Origin of the sequence: Planifilum fimeticola, from assembly GCF_003001905.1 — a bacterium.
In the GTDB taxonomy this organism is placed as follows: domain Bacteria; phylum Bacillota; class Bacilli; order Thermoactinomycetales; family DSM-44946; genus Planifilum; species Planifilum fimeticola.
Genome location: NZ_PVNE01000032.1, coordinates 15,742 through 37,516, shown reverse-complemented (window position 1 = coordinate 37,516; position 21,775 = coordinate 15,742). Strand labels below are relative to the sequence as shown.

General features: G+C 62.0%; 18 protein-coding genes and 1 riboswitch. Of the genes, 14 read left to right on the top strand and 4 right to left on the bottom strand.

Features of this window, described 5'->3' with window-relative positions:
- The first annotated feature begins 18 nt into the window (after positions 1 to 18).
- The 7 genes from purL (at position 19) to CLV97_RS15705 (ending at position 9,025) form a co-directional block, all read left to right on the top strand.
- The gene (purL, locus tag CLV97_RS15735) at positions 19 to 2,235 is read left to right on the top strand and encodes a phosphoribosylformylglycinamidine synthase subunit PurL (RefSeq protein ID WP_106346491.1); all 2,217 of its coding nucleotides are present in this window, start codon (positions 19 to 21) and stop codon (positions 2,233 to 2,235) included.
- Positions 2,205 to 3,620: an amidophosphoribosyltransferase gene (gene purF, locus CLV97_RS15730; RefSeq protein ID WP_106346480.1), complete on the top strand. Its 1,416-nt coding sequence runs from the start codon at positions 2,205 to 2,207 to the stop codon at positions 3,618 to 3,620. The genes purL and purF overlap by 31 nt, the downstream gene beginning before the upstream one ends.
- Complete coding sequence (gene purM, locus CLV97_RS15725; RefSeq protein ID WP_106346479.1) at positions 3,617 to 4,657, top strand: phosphoribosylformylglycinamidine cyclo-ligase; 1,041 nt, start codon at positions 3,617 to 3,619, stop codon at positions 4,655 to 4,657. The genes purF and purM overlap by 4 nt, the downstream gene beginning before the upstream one ends.
- Positions 4,654 to 5,241, top strand: a complete 588-nt coding sequence (gene purN / locus CLV97_RS15720; RefSeq protein ID WP_106346478.1) for a phosphoribosylglycinamide formyltransferase — start codon at positions 4,654 to 4,656, stop codon at positions 5,239 to 5,241. The genes purM and purN overlap by 4 nt, the downstream gene beginning before the upstream one ends.
- A 211-nt stretch (positions 5,242 to 5,452) precedes the next feature.
- Positions 5,453 to 7,006, top strand: coding sequence for a bifunctional phosphoribosylaminoimidazolecarboxamide formyltransferase/IMP cyclohydrolase (gene purH, locus CLV97_RS15715; protein WP_106346477.1), 1,554 nt, complete (start codon positions 5,453 to 5,455; stop codon positions 7,004 to 7,006).
- Between the two features lie 13 nt (positions 7,007 to 7,019).
- Positions 7,020 to 8,285: a phosphoribosylamine--glycine ligase gene (gene purD, locus CLV97_RS15710; RefSeq protein ID WP_106346476.1), complete on the top strand. Its 1,266-nt coding sequence runs from the start codon at positions 7,020 to 7,022 to the stop codon at positions 8,283 to 8,285.
- A gap of 170 nt (positions 8,286 to 8,455) precedes the next feature.
- Positions 8,456 to 9,025, top strand: a complete 570-nt coding sequence (locus CLV97_RS15705; RefSeq protein WP_106346475.1) for a GNAT family N-acetyltransferase — start codon at positions 8,456 to 8,458, stop codon at positions 9,023 to 9,025.
- 160 nt (positions 9,026 to 9,185) lie between these two features.
- Here the strand turns inward: CLV97_RS15705 and CLV97_RS15700 are convergent, their stop codons facing one another.
- The 3 genes from CLV97_RS15700 to CLV97_RS15690 are packed head-to-tail and all read right to left on the bottom strand — an operon-like array spanning position 9,186 to position 12,978.
- A complete protein-coding gene (locus CLV97_RS15700) occupies positions 9,186 to 10,226 on the bottom strand; it encodes a ribonucleotide-diphosphate reductase subunit beta (protein ID WP_106346474.1) in 1,041 nt (346 codons plus the stop codon).
- Positions 10,211 to 10,648, bottom strand: a complete 438-nt coding sequence (locus CLV97_RS15695) for a flavodoxin (protein ID WP_106346473.1) — start codon at positions 10,646 to 10,648, stop codon at positions 10,211 to 10,213. The genes CLV97_RS15700 and CLV97_RS15695 overlap by 16 nt, the downstream gene beginning before the upstream one ends.
- The gene (locus CLV97_RS15690; protein WP_425440579.1) at positions 10,636 to 12,978 is read right to left on the bottom strand and encodes a ribonucleoside-diphosphate reductase subunit alpha; all 2,343 of its coding nucleotides are present in this window, start codon (positions 12,976 to 12,978) and stop codon (positions 10,636 to 10,638) included. The genes CLV97_RS15695 and CLV97_RS15690 overlap by 13 nt, the downstream gene beginning before the upstream one ends.
- Positions 12,979 to 13,019: 41 nt before the next feature.
- A riboswitch (cobalamin riboswitch) is annotated at positions 13,020 to 13,227 on the bottom strand.
- A gap of 213 nt (positions 13,228 to 13,440) precedes the next feature.
- On the opposite strand from CLV97_RS15690, the gene CLV97_RS15685 reads away from it, so the two are divergent.
- Positions 13,441 to 14,607 (top strand): aminotransferase class I/II-fold pyridoxal phosphate-dependent enzyme, encoded by a 1,167-nt coding sequence (locus tag CLV97_RS15685; protein WP_106346472.1) that lies wholly within the window; start codon positions 13,441 to 13,443, stop codon positions 14,605 to 14,607.
- Positions 14,608 to 14,728: 121 nt separating this feature from the next.
- Entirely contained in the window at positions 14,729 to 14,935 is a 207-nt protein-coding gene (locus tag CLV97_RS15680; protein ID WP_106346471.1) for a hypothetical protein, read from the top strand.
- A gap of 175 nt (positions 14,936 to 15,110) precedes the next feature.
- On the opposite strand, the gene CLV97_RS15675 is transcribed toward CLV97_RS15680, so the two are convergent.
- A complete protein-coding gene (locus tag CLV97_RS15675; RefSeq protein WP_106346470.1) occupies positions 15,111 to 15,329 on the bottom strand; it encodes a hypothetical protein in 219 nt (72 codons plus the stop codon).
- 416 nt (positions 15,330 to 15,745) lie between these two features.
- Between CLV97_RS15675 and CLV97_RS15670 the strand changes: the two genes are divergently transcribed.
- The 5 genes from CLV97_RS15670 (at position 15,746) to CLV97_RS15650 (ending at position 21,767) form a co-directional block, all read left to right on the top strand.
- A complete protein-coding gene (locus CLV97_RS15670) occupies positions 15,746 to 15,931 on the top strand; it encodes a hypothetical protein (protein ID WP_092035684.1) in 186 nt (61 codons plus the stop codon).
- On the top strand, positions 15,894 to 17,432 hold the full coding sequence (locus CLV97_RS15665) for an amino acid permease (protein WP_245891641.1): 1,539 nt from the start codon (positions 15,894 to 15,896) through the stop codon (positions 17,430 to 17,432). The genes CLV97_RS15670 and CLV97_RS15665 overlap by 38 nt, the downstream gene beginning before the upstream one ends.
- Before the next feature lie 41 nt (positions 17,433 to 17,473).
- Positions 17,474 to 18,640, top strand: coding sequence for a M20 family metallopeptidase (locus tag CLV97_RS15660; protein ID WP_106346468.1), 1,167 nt, complete (start codon positions 17,474 to 17,476; stop codon positions 18,638 to 18,640).
- Positions 18,641 to 18,819: 179 nt separating this feature from the next.
- Entirely contained in the window at positions 18,820 to 20,286 is a 1,467-nt protein-coding gene (locus CLV97_RS15655) for an NAD-dependent succinate-semialdehyde dehydrogenase (RefSeq protein ID WP_146130524.1), read from the top strand.
- A gap of 110 nt (positions 20,287 to 20,396) precedes the next feature.
- Positions 20,397 to 21,767: a glutamine synthetase family protein gene (locus CLV97_RS15650; protein WP_106346467.1), complete on the top strand. Its 1,371-nt coding sequence runs from the start codon at positions 20,397 to 20,399 to the stop codon at positions 21,765 to 21,767.
- The last annotated feature ends 8 nt before the right edge of the window (positions 21,768 to 21,775 follow it).

Sequence of the window (21,775 nt, the reverse complement as noted above, 5' to 3'; positions counted from 1 at the left end):
CGGGAGCCGGGACCGGAGATGATCCGCGACAGGAAACTGTACCGGGAGATGGGGTTGACCGATGAAGAATACGAGCGGGTGGTCCGCTGCCTCGGCCGGCTGCCCAACTGGACGGAGACGGGCATCTACAGCGTGATGTGGTCGGAACACTGCAGTTACAAAAACTCCAAGCCGCTTCTCAGGCGCTTTCCCGTCGACGGTCCCCGGGTTCTGCAGGGGCCCGGGGAGGGGGCCGGCGTGATCGACATCGGCGACGGGCAGGCGGTGGTGTTTAAGATCGAAAGCCACAACCACCCGTCGGCCGTGGAGCCCTTCCAGGGGGCGGCGACGGGCGTCGGCGGAATCATTCGCGACGTCTTCTCCATGGGGGCGCGTCCGGTTGCCCTGCTCAATTCCCTCCGGTTCGGAGCTCTGGACCACCCCCGGGTCCGCTATCTGTTCGGCCAGGTGGTGGCCGGGATCGCCCACTACGGCAACTGTGTCGGGATTCCCACCGTGGGCGGCGAAGTCTGCTTCGATCCCCGTTACGAGGGCAATCCCCTGGTGAACGCCATGTGCGTGGGCATCCTCGACCACGGGGATCTGCAGAAGGGAGTGGCGTCCGGCGAGGGCAATCCGGTGATCTACGTGGGGGCCAGCACCGGACGGGACGGCATTCACGGGGCCACCTTCGCTTCCGAAGAGCTGAACGAAGCCTCCGAGGAAAAGCGCCCCTCGGTGCAGGTGGGGGATCCCTTCAAGGAGAAATTGCTCCTTGAAGCGTGTCTGGAGATGGTGAAGGAGAACTTGTTGGTCGGAATCCAGGACATGGGAGCCGCCGGCCTCACCTGTTCCAGCGCCGAGATGGCGGCCAAAGGAGAGGTCGGCATGGTGCTGGACCTGGACCGGGTGCCCCAGCGGGAAGCGGAGATGACCCCCTATGAAATGATGCTGTCGGAGTCCCAGGAGCGGATGCTCCTGGTCGTGGAAACGGGGCGCGAGGCGGACGTGAAGCGCATCTGCGACAAGTGGGGCCTCACCTTCGCCGTGGTCGGGCGGGTGACCGGGGACGGACGGCTGCGACTCCTCCACAAAGGGGAGGAAGTGGCGGACATTCCCGTGCAGACCCTGACGGATGCGCCGGTGTATGTCCGCGAAGGTAAGGAGCCCGATTACTACCGGGAGTTTGCCGCCTTTGATCCGGAGCCGGAGCTTTCGGGGCTCGATCCCCGGGAGGCGCTGATGAAGGTGCTCGCCTCCCCGACGGTGGCCAGCAAGCGTTGGGTGTACCGGCAATACGATCACATGGTGCGCACCGGCACCGCCGTCCGGCCGGGTTCCGACGCGGCGGTGATCGTCCTGCGGGGGACGGACAAGGCGCTGGCGATGTGCACCGACGGAAACGGCCGGTATGTTTATCTCGACCCGAGGCGGGGCGGGGCGATCGCCGTCGCCGAGTCGGCGCGCAACGTGGTCTGCTCCGGAGCGGAGCCTCTGGGCATCACCGACTGCCTCAACTTCGGCAACCCGGAAAAGCCGGAAATTTACTGGCAACTGGCCGGAGCGATCGACGGGATGAGTGAAGCGTGCCGCGCCCTGGGCACTCCGGTGGTCGGCGGGAACGTGAGCCTGTACAACGAGACGAAGGGACAGGCCGTCCTTCCCACCCCCGTCGTCGGCATGGTGGGATTGATCCAAAGCCGCCGGCACATCACCACCCAGTCCTTCAAGGAGGAGGGCGACCTGATTTTCCTCCTGGGCGAGACCAAGGCGGAACTGGGAGGAAGCGAACTGCAGCAGGTGATCACCGGCCGGATCGCCGGACGGCCGCCGGCGATCGACCTGGAAAAGGAAAAGCGCCTTCAGGAAGCGGTGCTGGAAGGGATCCGAAGGGGTTGGGTTTCGTCGGCCCACGACCTGTCCGAGGGCGGGTTGGCCGTCGCGCTGGCGGAGTCCTGCATCAGCGGCGAACGGGGAGCGGAGATCGATGTCCGGACGGATCTGTCGGACATCGCCTTCCTCTTCAGCGAAAGCCAGTCCCGGGTGCTTCTCAGCGCTTCGCCGGACGCGGCGGAGGAGCTCAAAAACTTTTTGCGGGAGCGGGGAGTTCCCTTTGAGCGGATCGGGCGGGTGGCCGGCGGGCACCTCCGGGTGCGCCTGAACGGCCGGGATGTGATCGACGCCGGCGTGCGCGAGCTCTCCGACGTGTGGGAAGGGGCGATACCATGCGCGATGAGTCTGTCTTCGACGAACTGAAGGAAGAGTGCGGGGTGTTCGGCATCGCCGGCCATCCGGAGGCGACCCGGCTCACCTATTACGGGCTGCACGCGCTTCAGCACCGGGGGCAGGAGAGCGCCGGCATCGCCGCCACCGACGGCGGGGCTTTCCGGCACCACCGCGGCATGGGGCTGGTGACGGAGGTGTTTGATGACGACACGCTGCGAAAGCTGTCGGGGCACACCGCCATCGGCCACGTCCGCTACTCCACCACCGGGGAGAGCGGCCTCCTCAACGCCCAGCCCCTGGTGTTCAACTATCCCTTCGGCCCGTTGGCCCTGGCGACCAACGGCAACCTGGTGAACGCGGGACGCCTGAAGCGGGAACTGGAGCGGGAGGGTTCCATTTTCCAGACCACCACCGACACCGAGGTGATCGCTCATCTGATCGCCCGCTCCCGCCGGGAGCGGCTGGAGGATGCCGTCGCCGAGGCCCTGGCGCAGCTGACGGGGGCCTTCGCCCTGTTGATCCTGACCAAGGACCGGCTGTTGGTGGCACAGGATCCTCACGGCCTGCGCCCCCTCTCCATCGGCCGGTTGGGAGACGCCCACGTCTTTTCCTCGGAAACCTGCGCCTTTGACGCCATCGGGGCGGAGCTGATCCGGGAGGTGCAGCCCGGCGAGCTGATCGTCCTGGACCGAAGCGGGTTGCGGAGCCGATCCTTCGCCCCGCCGGCCCGGAGGGCGGTCTGTTCCTTCGAATATATCTACTTCGCCCGCCCTGACAGCGAAATCGGGGGAATCAACGTGCACGCGGCCCGGAAGCGGCTGGGACGGCAGCTGGCCAAGGAAGCCCCCGCCGAAGCGGACGTGGTGACCGGCGTCCCCGATTCCAGCATCTCCGCGGCCATCGGCTATGCGGAGGCGGCGGGCATCCCCTATGAGCTGGGACTGCTCAAGAACCGGTACGTGGGCCGGACCTTCATCCAGCCCAGCCAGGAGATGCGGGAACAAGGGGTCAAGATGAAGCTGTCCGCGGTGCGCAAGGTGGTGGAGGGGAAACGGGTGGTCATGGTGGACGACTCCCTCGTCCGGGGGACCACCAGTCGCCGGATCGTCCGAATGCTCCGGGAGGCCGGGGCAACGGAGGTTCACGTTCGCATCAGTTCTCCGCCGGTCCGGTTTCCCTGTTTCTACGGGATCGATACCTCCGACCGGGATCAGTTGATCGCCGCCAGCCATTCGGTGGAGGAGATCCGTGAAATCATCGGCGCCGACTCGTTGGCCTTTCTGAGCGCCGAGGGGATGCTGGAGGCCATCGGACGCCACCCGGGCGAACTGAACCGCGGACATTGTCTGGCCTGCTTCGACGGGAGGTATCCGACGGAAATCGAAGACGCCATGGTGATGGAGGGGAGACGATGAGCGAAGCGTATCGCGCGGCCGGAGTGGACATCGACGCTGGCAACGAGGCGGTTCGGCGGATGAAAGCCCATGTCCTGAGAACCCACCGCCAAGAGGTGATCGGCGACATCGGCGGGTTCGGCGGTCTTTTCGCCCTGAAATCCCATGACCAACCCGTGCTGGTGTCCGCCACGGACGGGGTGGGGACCAAGCTGAAAATCGCCTTTGCCCTGAACCGCCACGACACCATCGGCATCGACTGCGTCGCCATGTGCGTCAACGATGTTGTGGTGCAGGGGGCGGAGCCCCTGTTTTTTCTCGATTATCTGGCCACCGGAAAGCTGGTTCCCGAGCAGGCGGAGGCGGTGGTCAAGGGCGTGGCCGACGGATGCGTGGAGGCGGGCTGCTCCCTGATCGGCGGAGAGACGGCGGAAATGCCGGACATGTACGCCCCCGGGGAATACGACATCGCCGGCTTTTGCGTCGGCGTCGCGGAACGGGCGCGTCTGCTCACGGGGGCGTCCATCCGTCCCGGGGACGTCTTGCTCGGCCTCTCTTCCGTCGGATTGCACAGCAACGGCTTCTCCCTGGCGCGGAAGGTGTTGTTGAGGGGCGGCCTGGATCGGCTGGGAGAGAGACTTCCCGAGGAGGGGTGCACCCTGGGGGAAGAGCTGCTCCGGCCGACGCGGATTTATGTGAAAACGTTTCTCTCCCTGCTGGGGCGCTTCGACGTGAAGGGAGGCGCCCACATCACCGGCGGCGGCCTCGTCGAAAACGTCCCCCGCATGTTGCCCGGGGGGTGCCGGGCCGTCATCGACCGGGACAGCTGGCCGGTTCCGCCCATTTTTCGGCGGATCGCCCGGGAAGGGGGCATCGGCGACGAGGACATGTTCCGCACCTTCAACATGGGGATCGGCATGGTTCTCTGTCTGCCGGCGGAACAGGCGGAGGAGGCCAAAGCCCTAGCCGAGTCGCTGGGGGAGCGGGCCTGGATCATCGGGCGGGTGACGGAAGGAAGTCGCGGGGTCGCCTGGTCCGGAGAGGAGGATCTGCGATGAGCATCGCCGTGTTTGCCTCCGGGAGCGGAAGCAATTTTCAGGCCCTGGTGGAGGCATCCCGCTCCAAGGGATGGCCGGAGCCGATTCGCCTGCTCGTCTGCGATCGTCCGGGGGCGGGGGTGCTGGAGCGGGCGGAAAAGCTGGGGGTGCCTTCCCTTCTGGTCGATCCGAAGCGGTTCGCCTCCAAGGACGAATACGAGGCGGAAATCCTGTCCCGTCTCCGGCGGGAGGGGATTCGCCGCCTGATCCTGGCGGGATACATGCGGTTGATCGGGCCGACTCTCCTGGACGCCTACCGTTGGCGGATCGTCAACATCCATCCTTCCCTTTTGCCGGCCTTTCCGGGGAAGGATGCCGTCGGGCAAGCCCTGGACTACGGTGTGAAATGGACCGGAGTCACCGTTCATTTCGTCGACGAGGGGATGGACACCGGGCCGATCATCGCCCAGGAGCCGGTCCGCGTCGACGAGGGGGACGACCGCGCATCGCTCACCCGCAAGATCCAGGCGGTGGAGCACCGGCTTTACCCGGCGGTGATCCTCGATTGGATCAGCGGCCGGATCAAAGAGCCCGCCGGCCGATAAATCCCTGACGAACAGGCTTCCATCTCGAAAAGAGCAAGGGGCGGTCGGTTGTCGGGATCCGGGGGGTGAAAGAAAGCGAAAGTGCCCCCTCCGGGTTGTGAAGCATCACCATCCGGGAAGGCGGATTTGCCGCCCGTCCGCCCTAGTGAAGGCGGAAGCCGGATTCAAGAAGTTTCATCCCACCCCGTAGCGGAAGATAAAGGAGGAAACCATGCCTACCATCCGACGCGCATTGATCAGTGTGTCCGACAAGACCGGAGTCGTTTCGCTGGCCAGGGAGTTGGCCGACAGGGGCATCGAGATCGTCTCCACGGGCGGAACCGCCCGACTGCTGAAGGAATCCGGGGTTCCGGTCACCGGCGTTTCCGAGGTGACCGGTTTTCCGGAGATCCTGGACGGGCGGGTGAAAACCCTGCATCCGAAGATTCACGCCGGACTGCTGGCCCGGCAGGATGTGGAGGAGCACCGCCATCAGCTCCGAGAGCACGGGATTCAACCCTTCGAGCTGGTGGTGATCTCCCTCTACCCCTTCCGGGAGACGTTGGGAAGGCCGGGGGTTTCCTTTGAGGAAGCGATCGAAAACATCGACATCGGCGGTCCGGCGATGATCCGGGCGGCGGCCAAGAACCACCGCCACGTGACGGTGTTGGTGGATCCGGAAGATTATGATCTCGTGCTTTCACAGATCCGGGAGCGGGGAGGCGTGGATGATGCGACCCGCCTTCGCCTGGCGGCCAAGGCGTTCCGCCACACGGCGGCCTACGACGCCCTGATCGCCCAATACCTCAGCGGGCGTGCGGGCGAAGCGTTCCCGGAGAAGCTGACGGTCACCTTCGACAAGGTCCAGGATCTTCGGTACGGGGAAAATCCGCACCAGAAGGCCGCCTTTTACCGGGAGCCCTTCGCGGGTCCGGGGCGGATCGCCGCCGCCGAGAAGCTGCACGGCAAGGAGCTTTCCTACAATAACATTCAGGACGCCGGAGCCGCCTGGGAGTCGGTCCGGGAGTTTGCGGAGCCGGCGGCTGTGGCGGTGAAACACACCAACCCCTGCGGCGTCGGAGTGGGGTCCTCCCTGACGGAGGCGTACCGGAAAGCCTACGAGGCGGACCCGGTCTCCATCTTCGGCGGCATTGTCGCGCTGAACCGGCCCGTCGACAAGGAGACGGCCGAGCAAATGAAAGGCATCTTCCTGGAGATCGTCATCGCCCCCGATTTCACCCCGGAGGCGCTGGAGGTGCTCAAGCAGAAGAAAAATCTGCGCCTGCTCCGGATGGCGGGGGAAGGCCAAGGCGGCGGGGCGGAGAACATCCCTTGGCGCTTCACGGCGGCGGACGGAGGCCTGTTGGTGCAGGAGGCGGACCGGAAGGGGCTGGACCGCTCCGAATGCCGGGTCGTGACGAAGAGGGCTCCCTCGGAGGAGGAGTGGAAGGAGCTCCTCTTCGCCTGGAAGGTGGTCAAGCACGTCAAGTCCAACGCCATCGTCCTGGCCAAGGATCAACGGACCGTCGGGATCGGCGCCGGGCAGATGAACCGGGTGGGCGCGGCGGAGATCGCCATCCGGCAGGCCGGCGAGCGGTCCCGGGGCGCGGTTCTCGCCTCCGACGCCTTTTTCCCGATGAAGGACACGGTGGAGGCGGCGGCCCGGGCCGGGATCACGGCCATCATCCAGCCCGGAGGATCGATCCGGGATGAAGAGTCGATTGCCGAAGCGGATCGACACGGGATCGCCATGGTGTTCACGGGAATACGCCATTTCAAGCATTGAGGGAGGAAGAGGAATGCGCGTCCTGGTTATCGGAAGCGGCGGACGGGAGCATGCGCTGGTGTGGAAACTCCGGCAGAGCCCGCGGGTTACCCGGGTTTACGCCGCCCCGGGCAACGGAGGGATGGCTGACGGGGCGGAATGCCTGCCCTTTTCGGCGACGGCGGTGGATGAGCTGTCGCGTTTCGCGGAGGAGGAGGGGATCGACCTGACGGTGGTCGGCCCCGAGGCGCCGCTGCTTTCCGGTCTGGTTGACCGGTTTGAGGAACGGGGTCTGAAGGTGTTCGGACCGCGCCGGGAAGCGGCGCGCATCGAGGGGAGCAAGCGGTTTGCCAAGGAGCTGATGGTCCGGCACGGCATTCCCACCGCCCGTTTCCGCTCTTTCACGAATGCGGAGGAGGCAAAGCGATACGTTCGGGAGCAGGGGGCGCCCATCGTGGTGAAGGCGGACGGACTGGCGGCGGGAAAGGGCGTGGTGGTGGCCCGCACCGTCGAGGAGGCCGAGGAGGCCATCCGGCAGGCGATGGAGGAACGGGTCTTCGGTGCGTCCGGCGAGGAAGTGGTGATCGAGGAATGCCTTTTCGGACAGGAAATGTCCCTGATGGCCTTCGTCGACGGGGAGACGGTCCGGCCCATGGAGCCGGCCCAGGATCATAAGCCCGTGTTCGACGGAGACCGCGGGCCGAACACGGGCGGCATGGGAGCTTACTCGCCGGTCCCGCAGATTTCCCGGGAGGTGGTCCGGCAGGCGGTGGACGAGATCCTGAAGCCGACGGCCCGGGCGATGGCGGAGGAGGGGATTCATTACCGCGGCGTGCTTTACGCGGGGCTGATGATCACGCCGGAGGGGCCCAAGGTGATCGAGTTTAACGCCCGTTTCGGCGATCCGGAGACCCAGGTGATCCTTCCCCGGCTGGAGTCCGACCTGGCGGAGATCCTCCTGGCCACGGCGGAGGGGCGGCTCGAGGATGTGGAGATCCGATGGAAGGAGGAGGCCGCCGTCTGCGTGGTGATGGCCTCCGAAGGCTATCCGGGCTCCTATCGCACCGGGCTGCCCGTCAGCGGATTGCCGAAACCCGCCGACGACCGGTTCGTCTTTCACGCCGGCACCCGGCGGGAAGGGAACCGGATCGTCACCGCCGGCGGCCGGGTGCTCGGCGTGACCGCCCTCGGCTCCGACCTGGCGGAAGCCCGGAACAAAGCCTACGACGCGGTGGAGTCCATCCGCTTCGAAGGGGCCCACTTCCGCCGGGATATCGCCGCCAGGGCGCTGAAGGGGTGAAAGCGGGATGAAGGGAAAATCCCCGTTGATCCTGAAGGATCAGCGGGGATTTCATGTTAGAATTCTCCTGTCGTAGGGAAAGGGTTAGCAGGGTGTCTTGGCGGAAGGCGGCATCGGGCACCCCGTTTGTGTTGGAAAAATGAGTCCAATCCATCGTGAGGAGTGCTGTGATGCGATTTGAAACCGAGAGAATCCGTTTGCGAAAAATGACAACCGAAGATGCGGCGATTTATCACAAATGGAGAAATGATCCGGATGTGATGAGAACCACTGCACCGTTGTTGGATGTTTATCGGATGGAGGAAACGGAAGAGTTTGTTCAACAGGTGATTCTGGGATCCCCTTCCTCCAAGTGCTATTTCATGATCGAGAAACAATCCGAAAAACCCATCGGGGTCATTTCCTTGATCAATATCGATTACAAAAACCGAAATGCCGAGTGCATCATTGATATCGGGGAAAAAGCGGCATGGGGGAAAGGGTATGGAACAGAGGCGATGAAACTGCTGCTCGATTACGGGTTCCTGGAGATGAATCTGCATCGCATATCGCTGAGGGTTTTTTCCTTCAACAGCCGAGCGATCAAGTTGTACGAGAAATTGGGTTTTCAACAGGAAGGAAGGTCAAGGGAAGCGATTTTTCGGGATGGTGCATGGCATGATATCATCCATATGGCGATCTTGCAGAGGGACTATGTGGAAGAGCGGAGGACGGGGGATAGGCGCCGCCAGGGGCTTTGAAGGGTGCAGATGAAATTGTTGCGGCAGGGACCATAGGACAAAGTACCAGAGGGAAGGCGATTTCCCTCTTCGCTCCACGCACTGGCGAGTCGTATGGTGGAAATCGCCTCCCGGTTCAGGTTCGGCGCGGATGGGTTCCGCGCCTTTTTCTTTGGGTTTCCTACAGTTCGTCGAAGCCGTTTAAGTCCCCGACCTTTACGTATTGACGGGATTTCTGCTCGAAAAAGTCCGTCTTGGTCCCGTCGAAGTTGTCCACGTACGCGCGAATCCATTTCATCGGATTTTCCGTGCGGTTTTCATAGAGATCGCTCAATCCGAGGAGGCGGAGCATCTTGTTGGCCCGGTACTGGATGTAGCCTTCCATTTCGCTGAGATCGATGCCTTCGATATCTTTCAAAATATAGCGGCTCCAGGTCGTTTCCTGCTCCACGGCATGCCGGAATTGATCGTACACCCAGCCGCTGAACTCCTCCGTGTTATGTTCCGGATGTTCCGCCAGGGTGGCCCGGAACAGTTCGCTGATGAAGCGGCCGTGCTGCAGTTCGTCCCGGTTGATGTAGGAAATCATCGTCGACGTGCCGACCATCTTTTGATGCCGGGCCAGGTGATAGAAAAAGGCGAAGCCGGAGTAGAAGAACAGCCCCTCCAGCAGGGCGGAGTAAACCATGGCCTTCAAAACGTTCAAGAGGGTGGGGCGGTTCGCGAGCTCATTGTAGACCTGCATGATCCGTTCGTTCCGCTTGAGCAGGACGGGATCCTTCCGGCCGTATTCAAAGGTTTCGATCTGCTGATCGTAGGTGGCGACGGAGGAGAGCACATAGGCGTAACTGTGATTGTGTTCGCTCTCCTGGTCGGCGATGGTGGCCATGATCGCCTTGACCGAGGGATCCGTGGAGAAATGGGCGATGCGCATGGCGATGTCCGTTTGCGGCCCGTCCAGGGTGGCCAGCAGGCCGATGATTTTCAGAAAAGCGTTTCGTTCGGCGGAGGACAGGTTGGGAAACTGCTTGATGTCGTGGGTCATGTCCACTTCACTCGCCCGCCAGAACAGCGACCGGATCTGCTCCCGGAAATCGTAAAAGTGGGGATAGGCGAGATCGTTCCAGTTCAAGATGCCGCTCGCCCTGCCGCCGAAGAGGGCGGTGGATTTGTTGGGGTTTTCCGGCTCCAGCACGGTCACTTTTTTCAGGAGCTGATCCAATGTTTCAGCACTCCTTCCGTCCACTTTGTCACGTTTTTTTCCTGTGCCTCCCGGGGGCTCTGTTCGATCTTCAGGGGCGCATAGGTCGAACCGTAGAAGGTCGCCAGTTTGTCGCAGGCTTTGCAGAAGAGATCGTCCCCGCCGAACTGGGTGTCACCGGTGCCGAAGACGAAAACGTTGCGGGGCTTGTAGCCGATTTGCAGGACAAAATCCTTGACGATGTCCGGGGTGTCGCCCCTTCCCCAGGTGAAGGTCCCGAGAAGAAAGAGATCAAATTGCGAAGGGTCGGGAATGGTCCGGTTCAGCCGGCTGATCCGGTGCATCTCGACGGAACAGCCTTCCATCGCCAACCGCTGTTCGATGATTTCGGCAACCTCCTTGGTGTTTCCGCTGAAACTGGCGTAACTGATCAGGATGCGCACCAGGTACACTCCTCGATGTCCGACGCCGTGGACCGCACGTAATAGGTGGTTTTGAGCCCCGATTTCCAGGCTTTCAGGTGAAGGTCCAGCAGCACCTTCGCGTGGATGTTGTGGGGGACGTAGATGTTGAAGGAGATCGCCTGGTCGATATGCCTTTGCCGGGCCGCGTTCTGCCGGATCGACCAGCGCTGATCGACGATATAGGCCGAGCGCCGGTAGACCGCGTAGGTGCGATGGTCCAATCCGGGGGCGACGACGGGCAGTTTGTAATCCTTTTTCTCCTCGTAATAGAAGGGCTTGAACACCGGATCGATGCCGGCGGTGGAACCGGCGATGATGGCGGTGCTGGAATTGGGGGCGACGGCCATCAAATAGCCGTTGCGGATGCCCCATCGCCGAATCATGTTTCGGATTTCTTCCCACTCCTCGGCGCTGTCCCCCGAGAGGTATCCTCTTTTCTCGAAGTACTCACCGGTCTGCCATTCGCTCCCCTCAAACAGCGGGTAGGCTCCCTTCTCCTTCGCCAATTCGGCGCTCGCCCGGATCGTCAGGCGGGCGATTTTTTCGTACAGCCGATCCGCCAGCTCGACCGCCTCCTCCGATTCCCAGGGAATCCCCTCAAGGGCCAGCAGGTGATGCCAACCGAAGGTGCCGAGGCCGATCGCCCGGTATTTTTTGTTGGTGTGGGAGGCTTGCTTGACGCTGATCGTGTTCAGGTCGATCACGTTGTCCAGCATCCGGACCTGGATGGGGATCAGACGTTCCAGGACGCCATCCGGAACCGCTTTTCCCAGATTGATCGAGGACAGGTTGCAGACGACGAAATCCCCCGCCTTCTTGTAGGTGATGATGGTGTCCCCGTCGATCGTTTCCTCGTATTGAACGGTGGGAGACATGTTCTGGGCGATTTCGGTGCAAAGGTTGCTGGCGTAGATCATGCCGGCGTGCTTGTTGGGATTCATGCGGTTGACCCGATCCCGGTAAAACATGAAGGGGGTTCCCGTCTCCAGCTGGGACTTCATGATCCGGATCATGATTTGAATGGCCGGAATCTTCTGTTTCCTCAGCCGGTCGTTCCGGATGCAGGCTTCATATTTTTCCCGGAAGCTTCCGCCGCCCGGGCGCTCGTCGTAATAATCCTCCAGGGAAAATCCCATGACCTGCCGGACTTCGTGGGGATCGAACAGATACCAGTCCCCCCGCTTTTCCACCTGCTCCATAAACAGATCGGGAATGCAGACGCCCGTGAAGATGTCGTGGGCCCGCTGCCGCTCATCCCCGTTGTTCAATTTCAGATCCAGAAAGGAAAGGATGTCGGGATGCCAGACGTCGAGATAGACGCAGACGGCTCCCTTTCTCCTTCCGAGCTGATCGACGCTGACGGCGGTGTTGTTGAGCTGCCTCGTCCAGGGGACGATGCCTGAGGAAGCCCCCTTGAAGCCTTTGATATCGCTGCCGCGGCTTCTCACCTTTCCCAGGTAGACGCCGATGCCCCCTCCGTCTTTGGAAAGCCGGGCCACGTCGGTGTTGCTGTTGTATATGTCGATGAGGGAGTCGGAGACCGTGTCGATGAAGCAGCTGGACAGCTGACCGTGGGAGAGCCCGGCATTGGCCAAGGTGGGGGTGGCCACCGTCATGTAGAGGTTGGACAGGGCCCAATAGGCTTCCCGAACCAGGAGGCGCCTGCGCTCCTTCGGCTCATCCTGCATCAGGTGCAAAGCGATCGTCAGCCAACGCTCCTGGGGGAGCTCATAGACGTTTTTGTCGTGGTCGGTCGCCAGATAGCGGGTGGCCAGCGTGTGCAGGCCGGGATAATCGAACAGAAGGTCTTTGTCGGGGTCGATGAGACGGGAAAGCTGCCGGATCTCCTCCTCCGTGTATTTGTCCAGGATGTGGGGGGAGTAGATCCCCTTTTCCACCAACGTCCTTTGCAGTTGATAGTAATCGCCGTATTTTTTCCCCGCATAGCCCCGGTTTTTACCCGCTTTGCGATAGAGATGGTCCAGATAGATTCTCGCCGCGGCAAAACTCCATGGGGCGTTGGCTTCATCCACGTTTTCCAAGGCGGTCGCAACCAAGAGCTGCGTCAGCTGATCCTCCGAAAGGCTGGGTTTTTGGGAGACCATCCGGAGGATCTTTTCTTTGAACTCTGGAAGTCCCTTCAGCTGAAGGCCCGAGAGGACCCGGTCGATGCGGGATTCCGCCTCCCTTTGGTCAAGCGCTTGATTTTGGCTTGCCGGGATGGATTGGGTCACGGATTTTCCTTCTCCTTTCCATTCAAATAAAAATTCCGCCCGGGATGGAGCGGATGAACGGCTGGAAAAAGGCACAAGGGTTCCCCCGCTTCCACTTCTCACCCCCCGAAGAAGTGTCGTGTCAGGCGGGGAAGGCAGGTATACTGACTCATGCATCATCCTACCGGAGTCCCTTCCCGCATCGACAGCCGGCGGTACGGCGCCGACCCTTCCGATGCAGTGGATATGACCCGTTCGTCCGCATTCACAGTTGCGGGGACAGTTCCGGATTTTCACCGGATTCCCTTTTCAGCCTTTACAGGCACCTTCACCCGACAAAACCCGATATATTGTTGTTCGTTTATAAATAAACAACAAAATATTGTGTTTGTTTTAAAGTACCACGGCGTAACGGAGGTTGTCAACACTTGCGGAACAAAAAGGGAGAGCGTGGAAACGAAGCGGAGTTGCAATTGATTTCCCCGTTGCAACCGCCTTTGCAAATGTTTATGATGAGTGAAAAACGCGGCTGAACGCCACTTTTCAAGGAGGATTCCGATGCGCATTCAACCGTCAAAAAATATCCAACAGTTGCCCTTGGGCGTCTTTAACAAATTGTTGCGGGCGAAGCGGCGGGTGATGGAAAGCGGGAAGACGGTGATCGATCTGAGCGTGGGCAGCCCGGACCTGCCGCCGCCCCGGGAAGTGATGGAGGCGATCCGAAAATGGTCAATGGATGAGAGCAAGTACGGCTACACCCTGGAGGCGATACCGACCTTCAACGGAAAAGTGGCGGCCTTCTACGAGGAGAGGTACGGCGTTCGCCTCAATCCTGACGAAGTGCTGCAGTTGATGGGGTCTCAGGACGGGTTGGCCCATCTGGCCATGACCGTGATCGATCCCGGCGATGTCGTCCTCGTTCCCGATCCCGGCTATCCCATCTACGAGGCGAGCGTGCGGATCGCCGGCGGGGTTCCCCATCCGATGCCCCTGGAGGAGGAAAACGGTTTTTTGCCCCGGCTGGAGGCGATTCCCGAGGCGGTTCTCGAACGGGCTAAGATGATGATCCTCAATTATCCCGGCAATCCGGTCACCGCGATGGCGGATCGCGCCTTTTTCGAGGAGTTGGTCCGTTTCGCCCGAAAACACGAAATCCTCATCGCCCACGATTTCACCTACTCCGAGCTGGTCTTCGACGGGCGGAGGGCCGTCAGTTTCCTGTCCGTTCCGGGGGCGAAGGAGGTGGGCGTCGAGTTCAACTCCTTCTCCAAGACCTTCAACATGGCCGGATGCCGCATCGGCTACGTGGTCGGGCATCCGGAAGTGCTTCAAGCCCTCGGCCGGCTGATGTCCCACACCCAGTACGGAATTTTCCATCCGATCCAGAAGGCGGCGGAGGCGGCCCTGGAAACGGGGGAGACCTTCATCCGGAGGCAGGTGGAAACATATCAGGCGCGGAGGGATGCGCTGGTCGAGCGGCTCGCCTCGGGCGGCTGGGAGGTGGCCAAGCCCCCCGCCACCATGTACGTGTGGGCGAAGATCCCCGAGGGGTGGAGTTCCGAATCCTTTGTATTCCGGGTGCTGGAGGAGACCGGTGTAGTACTCACCCCCGGCAGGGCCTTCGGAGAAAAGGGGGAGGGATATGTCCGAATCACCCTCGTCCAACCCGAAGACCGGCTGAGGGAGGCTGCCGACCGGATCAGCCGGTTTTTGGAGGAACGTTAGGGGGAGACACGCCGTCGCCGCCAAAGGGAGGGTTTCTTCAAATAGGGATTTTCAGCGGGATTGAAGCGGAAAGAGGGGAAAAAACCTTTTGAGGCGGAACCCGCGTTGGGGGAGATGATCGATGGAAGAATTGTTGGAAGGATTATGGCGCTTGATTAAGGGGTTTTTCCGGTTTTTGTCCGCCCTGTTGCGCGTGGGGGAGATCATTGAAGCCATCCTCGATTTTTTCGATATGATCAGGGACTTCTTCAAATGGTTGTGGCGGAAGCTGTTTCGCCGCTCTGACGATCCCGACCCAAATAAAAAGAACCCCGGCATCGACCCTTGACGGGGCGTTGTGGCGGGGCTGGGTGGTTGACAGCGCGGTCGGGCGGGAGCGATTTTCGCCGGGTCGGGACATCAGCGCGGAGCCGGGGCGGAAGACCGCTCCCGAATCCCGGGTTTTCTGGCGTCAACCATCTCATCGGGGCCGAAAGGGCCCCGTTTTTTTAGCTTTCACCCCTTTAACTGCCGCTGGCGGTTTGGGTAAACTTCTCTCCCTGAATGCTCATGGCATCGAGGGGGATTTCAAACCACCAGCCGCCCGGGGTTTTCTTGATCGGCCGATAGCCGGCCCGCCTGACCCTGCGGGCGACGTTCCAGCTGGCCGTGTACAAAATGGCCTTGTCCCGCGATTCATCAAACTGGATGACCGTCTCTTTTTCTTCGTCGGTGAGCGCCATGGTACCTCACTCCCGCATGGAAAATGATCCCAAACATACGTTCGTATGTTCCCTTTTTTATTATTCTACCATGTTTCCTCCGGTTTGCCACCCTCCATTCGGTTTTTTTCCGAGGAGGAGGGGAAGCCCTTTTCCCTTGAGCGGTCCGATCCTTCGGCGGTCGGCCCGGAACAAGGGCAGGAAACGGAATTTTCTGTATATAACCGATAGGGTAATTACATGGTCTAAAGTATCTATCCCACAAAAAGAAATCGCGTAAACATATTTTTATTTTGAAATCATGAAGTTCATCTTTTCCTTGCAATGGCGGGCCTGTCCAATTATGACCGCGGCTTGTTCTAAAAGAAAAAATATCAATCGTATATTTGAAAATGGGATTTTCCCACCAATATTTCGCGGCGGGAGGGGATGAACCCGTGACGCTACTCGGCATCCTGCTCATACTTTTCACTTGTCTGGTGGCTGTCGGCATCGGATATGTGGCCAATGAAAATGTTCGCCGCTTTGATGAGAGGGAACACGTCGATTTCCTGGGGCGGGAAGACGGAAAGGAGGGGGATGGCGGTGAAGAGGGGCTTCGCCAGGGAGAAACAACGGGATGAGGACAGAAAGGATCTGCACAAGTTCGGGTATGCCCAGGAACTGTTCCGGGATATGGGGGGGTTTTCCAATTTCGCGATTTCCTTCTCGATCATCTCGGTCCTGACCGGTGCCGTTTCCCTTTACGGACACGGTCTCACCTACGGCGGCACCGGCATGATGGGTTTCGGCTGGCCCCTGGTCGCCCTGTTCGTCCTGCTGGTGGCGGCGGCGATGGCGGAATTGGCATCGGCGATCCCCACCGCGGGCGCTTTGTACCACTGGGCCTCCCTTCTCGGGAACAAGCGATGGGGTTGGTATACGGCCTGGATCAACCTGATCGGTCAGATCGGCATCGTGGCAGGAATCGACTATTCGGCGGCCATTTTCTTCGACGGTCTCCTGTCGCCGGTGCTGGGCTACCGGATGACGGAGACCTCGACCCTGATCGTTTTCGCTTTGGTCCTTCTTTCCCACGGCCTGTTCAACCACATGGGAATCCGCATCGTCGCGCGGTTGAACGATTTTTCCGCCTGGTACCACATCGGGGTCGTCCTGATCCTGGTGTTCAGCCTCGCCTTTTTCACCAGGGGAGGACTGCAGCCGGTGGAGACGCTGTTCCGAGTCGGGGAGACCTTTTCCGACAAACCCTACGCCCTGGCCTTCCTGATCGGCCTCCTGCAGGCGCAGTGGACCTTCACCGGCTATGACGCCTCCGCCCACACGATCGAGGAGACCCTCCATCCTCGGGTCCGGGCGCCCTGGGGGATCTTCACCTCCGTCGCTTTCTCCTTCGTGACCGGAATGATCATGCTCGCCTTCGTGACGCTGGCCATCAAGGATGTCGGCGCGGCGGTCGCCGCGGACAATCCCTTCATCTACGTCATCAGCCAGGCCTTGGGCGGCGTGTTCGGGCATACGCTCCTGTGGCTGATCACCCTTGCCATGTGGTTCTGCGGCCTTTCCTCGGTCACCTCCTTTTCGCGGATGATGTTCGCCTTCTCCCGCGACAGGGGAATGCCCCGGAGCGACCTGTGGGCCCGCATCAGCAAAAAATACCGCACGCCTGCCCACGCCATCTGGCTGTCGGTCATCCTTTCCTTCGGTCTGGCTCTGATCGATTACGTCATCAAGCGGATCCATCCGGATACATCCTACACCACCCTCACTTTTTTGACGGGAGTCAGCGTGGTCGGTCTGTATGTGGCCTACGGCATTCCGATGCTGCTGCGCCTTACGGCCGAAGCGAAGGGGAAATTTTCCCGGAGGCATCTGGGCCCGTGGAATCTGGGGAAATGGGGCCGGCCCATTTCGGTCATCGCCCTGCTGTGGATCGCCTTCATCAGCATCATCATGGTGATTCCGCCCAATCAAAATGCCGGTTACGCCCTCGCCGGCATGATGCTCCTGCTGCTCATCATGGATTTCTCCTATTATCGCAAACATTTCCGGGGACCGCAGGCCGCCCTCGGCACGACGGAGGAGGAGCTCCGGCGCCGGGAAGCGGAGCTGGAAGGCTCGTGAGACGTTGCCGGAACGCCGGTTAAAGAACGGGAGGCGATGAGATGGAATCCTTGGCGAAACAGATGAGGGATGCGGCGGAGCGGATTTCCCGGGATTGGGAGGACCGCCTGCAGCGGCTGGTGGAAGTGGATTGCGGGACGCACAACCTATCCGGCGTCACCGTCGTCGGCGAACGCTTCGCTTCCTGGCTTCGGGAAGCGGGTTTCACCGTGGAGCACCTTCCCGTTCCGGGATGCGCCGGGGTGTGGGTGGGCCGGCTCCCCGGGAGGGGAAAGGGGAGGATCGGCCTCCTGGGACATCTGGACACGGTTTATCCCGACGGCACGGCGGCGGAGCGTCCCCTCCGCCGGGAGGGAAGCCGCTTGCTCGGCCCCGGCGTTTCCGACATGAAGGGCGGATTGCTCGTCGGCCTCTACGCGGTGCGCGCCCTCTCGGAGGTTTTGCCCGGCGCGTGGGGGGAGATCCGCTTCGTCCTCAACAGCGAGGAGGAGAGGGGATCCCCCCACACGAAGGAGGCGATGCTGGAGGCCCTGGAAGGTTCCGATGCGGTGTTTGTGCTGGAGTCGGCCCGGGCCGACGGGAGCCTCGTCAGCGCCCGCGCCGGCGTCGCCGCCTTTGTCCTGGAATCCCTCGGCAAGGCGGCCCACGCCGGGGTGGAGCCGGAAAAGGGGAGAAATGCCATCGTCGACCTGGTCGAGCGCCTCTCCGCCCTGCGGGAGCGGTCCGCCGGCCAAAAGGACTTTCGCATCAACATCGGGAGAATCGAAGGGGGGACGGTGTCCAACGTGGTTCCGGACCGGGCCCGGGCGGAGATCGATGTCCGCCTCTTCAGCGCCGGCGGGCTGCAGGCGGTGATCCGGCTCATGGAAGAGGTGGCCGCCCTCCCGTCCGTGACCGGCGGGGAAGCCCGGGTGGAGCGCACCCTGTGGTTTCCGCCGATGGAGAAGACGGAAGGGAACCGGCGTCTCGCCGAACTGGCCAAACGGTGCGCCCGATCCCTGAATTTCTCCGTCGAGGATGTTTGGACGGGGGGAGGTTCGGACGCCAATTGGGTTTCTTCCCGGGGGATCCCCTGTCTCGACGGACTGGGTCCGGTGGGCGGATCGGACCACAGCCCCGGCGAGTACCTGGAAGCGGTCAGCATGGTGCCGCGCATCGCCCTTTTGGCCCTTCTGATGGCGGAGGTCGCCGGTGACGCCGCGGAGTGATGATCACGGTTTTAGACGGGAAGCCGGCGGGGGCGACTATTTCACTGGAGACAAGCATAAGCATGGAGCAGGGGCGGGAACTTCCCGGTCCGCCCCCCGGAGTCTGCAGTTCCTTGAGACACCGCGAAAAGCGTTTGGGTGTGCCGCGGCATGGTAGACAGGGAGAAGGGGGGAGAACAATGGGCGAGTTGGCATCCGCCGTCCTGGGCGGCGAAAGCCGGATGTGGATCGGTGGTCAGTGGGTGGAGGCCGTCTCGGGTGAATTTGTCGATGTGACCGATCCGGCCACGGGGGAGGTGGTTGGCCGGGTTCCCAAGGGCGGCGGAAAAGACGCCGCCCGGGCGATCGACGCGGCCTCTTCGGCCTTTCCCGGCTGGTCCCGGAGCACGGGAGCGGAGCGGGCGGAAGTGTTGAAACGCTGGGCGGAGGCGATCCGAAAACATCGGGAGGAGATCTCCGAAATTCTGACCCGGGAGCAGGGAAAGCCCCTCGCCGAGTCGTTGGAGGAGGCGGACGGTGCGGCCGACTTCGTGGAATGGTACGCCGAGGAGGCGAAGCGGATCTACGGCGAGACCTTGCCCGGATCCAGGGGGAATCAGCGCATTCTGGTGATCCGACAGCCCGTCGGGGTGGCGGCTCTGATCACTCCCTGGAATTATCCCGCCACGATGGTGACGCGCAAAATGGCCGCGGCCCTGGCGGCGGGATGCACCGTCGTGCTGAAACCGGCCAGCCAGACCCCCCTCACCGCCGTCGCTTTGCTGAAGCTGCTGGAGGAGGCGGGGCTTCCGCCGGGCGCGGCCAACCTGGTGACCGGCGAGGCGGGGGCCATCGGCCGGGAAGTGATGGCCGATCCGCGGGTTCGCAAAGTTTCCTTCACCGGCTCGACGGAGACGGGCAAGGTGCTGATCCGCGCTTCGGCGGATCGGGTGAAGCGTCTCTCCATGGAATTGGGAGGCAATGCCCCCCTGATCGTCTTCCCCGACGCCGAACTGGAGCGGGCGGTGGAGGCGACGCTCGGGAACAAATTTGAAAACGCGGGTCAGATGTGCAATGGCATCAACGTCCTGTACGTGCACGAGTCGATCGTCGACCGCTTTTCCGAACGGCTGGTGAGCAGTGTGGAAAGGCTCCGGGTCGGGCGGGGGACGGAACCGGGGGTGAGAATGGGGCCGTTGATCGATGAGCGGAATCTGCGTAAAGTGGAGTCCTTTGTCGAGGACGCGGTCCGGAAGGGGGCCCGTGTTCTGACCGGGGGATCACGCCTCACCGGAGAATCCCACCGTTCGGGGACCTTTTTCGCACCGACGGTGATCGGCGGCGTCACCCCGGCGATGCGTCTGGTCCATGAGGAGATCTTCGGCCCCGTCGCCCCCGTCGTCACCTTCCGGGAGGAGGGGGAAGTGATGGAGCGCGTCAATGCCACCCCCTACGGCTTGGCCGCCTACGTGTTTACCCGGGACGTCGGCCGGGTGTTCCGCATGGCGGAGAACCTGGAGTTCGGAATGGTGGCCGTCAACGGCACCTCCCTCAGCGTGCCCCAGGCTCCCTTCGGGGGCATCAAGGAGAGCGGGCAGGGGAGGGAAGGAGGCCGGCACGGCATGGAGGAGTTTCTCCATTTGAAGTACATTTCTCTGAATTTGTAAGGTGTGGGCGAACTTTCAGCGGCCGAGGCTTCGGCACGGGGACCGAAGGCGGCTTCGCCGGGGATCCCGTCCGGGAAAAGCGATGAACCCACTGCGAAGGAGGAGGGAGCATGGCGGAAGCCGGGAAGGTGACGCTGGACCGGCTGAAGGAGCTGATTGAAGCGGGAGAGGTGGATACCGTCGCCGTCGGGTTTTGCGACATGCAGGGGCGGTTGATGGGAAAGCGGTTCACCGGTGAGCATTTCCTGCGCATCGCCGATGAGGGAAGTCATTTTTGCGACTACCTCCTGGGCACCGACATGGAGATGACCACCCCCCAGGGATTTTCCGTCGTCGGCTGGGAAAAGGGTTACGGCGACTGGACGGCTAAACCGGACTGGAATACCCTTCGGGTGATTCCGTGGCTGGAGAAGACCGCCTGCGTATTGGCGGATGTAGTGGATGAGGGGGGGAAACCGGTGTCGGTCGCCCCGCGATCGGTGCTGAAGCGGCAGGTGGGGCGGGCGGCGGCGATGGACTTCGAGGTGATGATGGCCAGCGAGCTGGAGTTTTACCTGGTGCGGGATTCCTACGAGGAGGCGTTCCGGAAGGGGTATGCCGGGCTGGAACTGGGAGGACATTACAACGAGGATTATCATCTGCTCCAGGGGATGCGCAACGAAGGGCTGTACCGGCTGTTCCGGGAGCAGTTTTCCCGGGCGGACATCCCCATCGAATGCACCAAGGGCGAGGCCGGCATCGCCCAGCACGAGATCAACGTGCGCTATGCCGACGCGCTGGAATCCGCCGACAGGCACGTCTTGCTGAAGCACGGGATGAAGGAGATGGCCATCCAAAGCAGCGTGTCGGTCACCTTCATGGCCAAACCCGATCATTCCTGGACCGGGTCCAGCTGTCACATCCACCTGAGCCTTCGGGACAGGAAAACCGGGCGGAACGCCTTTTACGATCCGGCGGAGGAGGGGGGCATGTCGAAGACGATGCGCCGCTTCCTCGCCGGCGTGATGCGCCACATGCGCGAAACGGCGCTTCTGTTCGCTCCCAACGTCAATTCCTACAAGCGGTACATCACGGAAAGCTGGGCGCCCACCCACATCGTGTGGGGCTGGGACAACCGGACCTGCGGTCTGCGGATCGTGGGCAGCGGGGAGAGCCTGCGCATCGAGAACCGCTTCCCCGGAGCGGATACCAACCCCTATCTGGCCTACGCGGCGATGATCGCCTCCGGCCTGGAGGGGATCGTAAACGGTTACGAGTTGGAGGAGCCCTGCGACGGCAACGGTTACGCCCGGCCGGGGTCCGAATCCCTGCCCACATCCCTGGCCGAGGCGATCGAAGCCTTTGCGGGCAGCGCCTTCGTCAGAAAGGCCTTCGGCGAGACGGTGTCCGATCATTATCTGAACGCCGCCCGGGTGGAGCAGCGGGTTTATGACCAAACGGTCACCGATTGGGAAAAGCAGCGGTATTTTGAGCGGATCTAACCGGGGAT

Coding starts and splice junctions, on each gene's coding strand:
- purL (WP_106346491.1), top strand. CDS start 19: ATGATCCGCGACAGGAAACTGTACCGGGAGATGGGGTTGACCGATGAA.
- purF (WP_106346480.1), top strand. CDS start 2,205: ATGCGCGATGAGTCTGTCTTCGACGAACTGAAGGAAGAGTGCGGGGTG.
- purM (WP_106346479.1), top strand. CDS start 3,617: ATGAGCGAAGCGTATCGCGCGGCCGGAGTGGACATCGACGCTGGCAAC.
- purN (WP_106346478.1), top strand. CDS start 4,654: ATGAGCATCGCCGTGTTTGCCTCCGGGAGCGGAAGCAATTTTCAGGCC.
- purH (WP_106346477.1), top strand. CDS start 5,453: ATGCCTACCATCCGACGCGCATTGATCAGTGTGTCCGACAAGACCGGA.
- purD (WP_106346476.1), top strand. CDS start 7,020: ATGCGCGTCCTGGTTATCGGAAGCGGCGGACGGGAGCATGCGCTGGTG.
- CLV97_RS15705 (WP_106346475.1), top strand. CDS start 8,456: ATGCGATTTGAAACCGAGAGAATCCGTTTGCGAAAAATGACAACCGAA.
- CLV97_RS15685 (WP_106346472.1), top strand. CDS start 13,441: ATGCGCATTCAACCGTCAAAAAATATCCAACAGTTGCCCTTGGGCGTC.
- CLV97_RS15680 (WP_106346471.1), top strand. CDS start 14,729: ATGGAAGAATTGTTGGAAGGATTATGGCGCTTGATTAAGGGGTTTTTC.
- CLV97_RS15675 (WP_106346470.1), bottom strand. CDS start 15,329: ATGGCGCTCACCGACGAAGAAAAAGAGACGGTCATCCAGTTTGATGAA.
- CLV97_RS15660 (WP_106346468.1), top strand. CDS start 17,474: ATGGAATCCTTGGCGAAACAGATGAGGGATGCGGCGGAGCGGATTTCC.
- CLV97_RS15655 (WP_146130524.1), top strand. CDS start 18,820: ATGGGCGAGTTGGCATCCGCCGTCCTGGGCGGCGAAAGCCGGATGTGG.
- CLV97_RS15650 (WP_106346467.1), top strand. CDS start 20,397: ATGGCGGAAGCCGGGAAGGTGACGCTGGACCGGCTGAAGGAGCTGATT.